General features: G+C 70.9%; 3 protein-coding genes. 2 read left to right on the forward strand and 1 reads right to left on the reverse strand.

Annotation, left to right across the window (positions count from 1 at the left end):
* Positions 1-117 precede the first annotated feature (117 nt).
* On the reverse strand, positions 118-549 hold the full coding sequence (locus tag G5C65_RS35990) for a barstar family protein (protein WP_165303257.1): 432 nt from the start codon (positions 547-549) through the stop codon (positions 118-120).
* 180 nt (positions 550-729) lie between these two features.
* Here G5C65_RS35990 and G5C65_RS35995 point away from each other — a divergent pair, with 180 nt between their 5' ends.
* Together G5C65_RS35995 and G5C65_RS36000 are read left to right on the forward strand one after the other, a co-directional pair.
* The gene (locus G5C65_RS35995) at positions 730-1,269 is read left to right on the forward strand and encodes a YbhB/YbcL family Raf kinase inhibitor-like protein (RefSeq protein ID WP_165303258.1); all 540 of its coding nucleotides are present in this window, start codon (positions 730-732) and stop codon (positions 1,267-1,269) included.
* 399 nt (positions 1,270-1,668) lie between these two features.
* Positions 1,669-2,151, forward strand: a 483-nt coding sequence (locus G5C65_RS36000; RefSeq protein WP_165303259.1) for an HNH endonuclease, incomplete at its 3' end; no start/stop codon positions are given.

Genomic DNA, 2,151 nt, shown 5'->3' on the forward strand with positions numbered 1-2,151 from the left:
GTCAGGAGAGTGTCCAGATCGGTGTTCACAGCACGCCCCACGGGTCGAGCCAGTGTTCTCAGCACCAATCCTGGGCACTCTTCGCCGTTCCAGACAGAGCGAAAGCACATCAATCATCTAGCCGAGCAGCACCGCCAGCGGGGTGTCGCGCACCGACCAGAAGCCGACCGCCGCCGTGAAGACCTCCGCGGCGGCGTCGGCCTCCCGGGGCACGGCCGCCTCGAAGTCGGTCCAGCTGGTCATGAGCACCAGATAGCCGCGGCCCTCGCCCCACCAGGAGAGGTCGGTGAGCAGGTCGGCGAGTGCGTCCCAGTTGCGGCCGAAGTATCCGGGGAGTTCGAGACCGGCCACGCACCGGTCCATGAAGTCCTCCTTGCCGGTGGCGCCGGCGAGGTCCACGACGGCGTCGACCCAGCCCGCAGCGTCCGCTTGCATCAGCGCGTCCGGCCCCACCGAGGGCAGGCGGTAGACGCCGGCCGGCATGGATCCGTCAAACAGGCGGGGCAGGTCGTCCTGGGGCAGTTCGGGGAGTTCCACGGAGCTGGTCATGGTCGTACCACCGCTTCGGCGTCTCGTCGTGGTCGGTCTCTGGGTGTTCTGGCAGCGGGCACGGGGGCAGCGGTACGGGGCGCTCCCCGACGTACGTGGCCATGGTGGCAAAGACCGGCGTGCGGGCTCGTTAGGCTGGCCGCTACAGCGATTCGCGTACGAGTATGAGGAGGTACCGACGTGACCGAGCAGCAGCGGCGCCCGCTCCCCCACGACTTCCACCCCCAGGTGCCCTCGTTCCAGGTCGGGAGCGCGGACATGACGGAGGGCGGCACGCTGGGTTCCGCACAGGTGTACGCCGAGGGGAACACCTCGCCCCAGCTGAGCTGGAGCGGCTTCCCGCCGGAGACCGAGAGCTTCGCGGTCACCTGCTTCGACCCGGACGCGCCGACGGGGAGCGGCTTCTGGCACTGGTCGGTGTTCGATATCCCCGCCGATGTGACCGAGCTGCCCACCGGTGCCGGATCGGGTGACATGAAGGGGCTCCCCGCGGGCGCGGTGCACGTCCGCAACGACTACGGCACCCGGGAATTCGGGGGCGCGGCCCCGCCGCCCGGTGACGGCCCGCACCGGTATGTGTTCACGGTGTACGCGGTCGGCGCGGAGCAGCTGGGGCCCGACGCGGACGCCTCGCCCGCCGTCGTCGGCTTCAACCTGCGGTTCAAGACGCTCGCCCGCGCGCAGTTCATCTGCGAGTACGAGGTGCCGGCCGGCGAGTAGGCGCGTGCCCGGCGGACCGCTCCCGGGCTCCCTCCCGGTGCGGGGCACCGTGGGAGCCGGTGGGGATCCGGGCCGAAAATACGTTGCGCCGTGTGGGCCGCTCGGCGCAACGTAGTACTCAGGCAGTCGGCACCGTGGCGCGCCCTTGGCGCGGCGGGGGCGGCACGGCGCCTCATCTGCGCCAGCTGTCCGCCGGAGTCCGGCCGGGAGCCGGACGACCGCGTCGGCTGCCGTTTGTTCCCCCTCCCGTCCCCCGTTCTTCGCCCGCTTCTCCTCCGGACTTTCCACCGCCGCCATTTCCTGTACAGCGTAAGGAAATTGCGTTGTCGGCCTGCGGGCACACCGGCACAGTGGAGCCACCCGCCGCCGGGGCGGGACGGTGAGTGGGAGGTGGACGGGATGCGCGAGACGCTGATCCTGAACGCGAGTTTCGAGCCGTTGTCGACGGTACCGCTGCGGCGTGCGGTGGTGCTGGTCATGCAGGACAAGGCCGTCGTCGAACAGTCCCACCCCGGCCTGCGGGTGCGTGCCGCGCAGTTCGACCTCCCGGTGCCCCAGGTGATCAGGCTCTGCCGTTATGTCAAAGTGCCCTTCCGACAACGGGCGTCGTGGTCGCGGCGCGGCGTGCTGGTGCGGGACCAGCACCGGTGCGCGTACTGCGGGCGCCGTGCCACGACGGTCGACCATGTGGTGCCCCGCTCGCACGGCGGACGCGACACCTGGCTCAACACGGTCGCGGCGTGCACGGCCGACAATCACCGGAAGGCGGACCGGACGCCGGCGCAGGCGGGCATGACGCTGCTGCGCAAGCCATTCGAGCCGACGCCCTCGGACGCGCTGCTGCTGGCGCTGGGGCTGAAGGACGGCGAGGCGCTGCCCGAG

Origin of the sequence: Streptomyces boncukensis, assembly GCF_011045075.1 — a bacterium.
GTDB lineage: Bacteria > Actinomycetota > Actinomycetes > Streptomycetales > Streptomycetaceae > Streptomyces > Streptomyces boncukensis.